The sequence below is a fragment of the Blautia luti genome (genome assembly GCF_013304735.1).
In the GTDB taxonomy this organism is placed as follows: Bacteria; Bacillota; Clostridia; order Lachnospirales; family Lachnospiraceae; genus Blautia_A.
The window spans coordinates 1-814 of the sequence record NZ_JAAITI010000092.1 but is presented as its reverse complement, the minus strand read 5'-3'; the positions used below and the strand labels follow the sequence as shown (position 1 = coordinate 814).

Below are 814 nucleotides of genomic sequence, written 5' to 3'. Positions count from 1 at the left end.
TTGTGTGACAGTAAAAATAAACCCCCTGCTATGCAGGGGGAGGGAAGATCTTTAGATATAAGTAATCTCCTGTGTTAAAATAAATGTAGGTCTGCAAACCACAAATATTAAATCACAGGAGGTTCATAAAATGAACGTAAATAGTTTAGCTCATACTAAATGGGAATGCAAGTATCATATTGTTTTTGCACCAAAATATAGAAGACAGGTAATCTATAAAGATATAAAAGCAGATGTAGGACAAATATTAGGATCATTATGCAGAAGAAAAGGAATAGAAATAATAGAAGCAGAGTGTTGTCCGGATCATATACATATGCTAGTAAGAATACCACCTAAATATTCGGTATCAGAAATAGTAGGATATTTAAAAGGAAAAAGCTCACTAATGATATTTGAAAAACATGCAAATTTGAAATACAAATATGGAAATAGACATTTCTGGTGTAGAGGATATTATGTAGATACAGTAGGAAAAAATACAGCTGCAATAAAAGAGTATATTCAGAATCAATTAAAAGAAGATTTAGAATATGACCAGATGTCATTAGTAGAGTATATCGACCCGTTTACGGGTGAGCCGGTGAAGAAAAACAAGAAATAAACTGCTTGGAGCAGTAGTAGGAAATCAAAGCAAACCAGCAAGCCCCTTTTGGGGCAGCGCCGGAATAAGGAAGCACTGGAATAGCCCCTGGAAGGGGCTGCTGTAAATGTGGTGCAGTTGGCAGACTGTCAGTGCGCCTTCCGGGCGCAAGCAGGGAATAGTCCCTTATAGGGACAGAGCAAGCCACCCGCTAAGCGGGTGGTCTTGACT

At 38.1% G+C, this 814-nt stretch carries 1 protein-coding gene; it reads left to right on the top strand.

Translation table 11 applies throughout. The features are described 5' to 3' along the window. Nucleotides 1-130: 130 nt before the first annotated feature. Nucleotides 131-604 carry an IS200/IS605 family transposase gene (gene tnpA, locus G5B06_RS18560; protein WP_118609269.1) on the top strand — a complete coding sequence of 158 codons (474 nt, stop codon included), beginning with the start codon at nucleotides 131-133 and terminating at the stop codon, nucleotides 602-604. Nucleotides 605-814: the final 210 nt, after the last annotated feature.

What these genes read in the sequence shown, in the direction of transcription:
- tnpA (WP_118609269.1), top strand. Translation starts at nt 131, where the DNA reads ATGAACGTAAATAGTTTAGCTCATACTAAATGGGAATGCAAGTATCAT.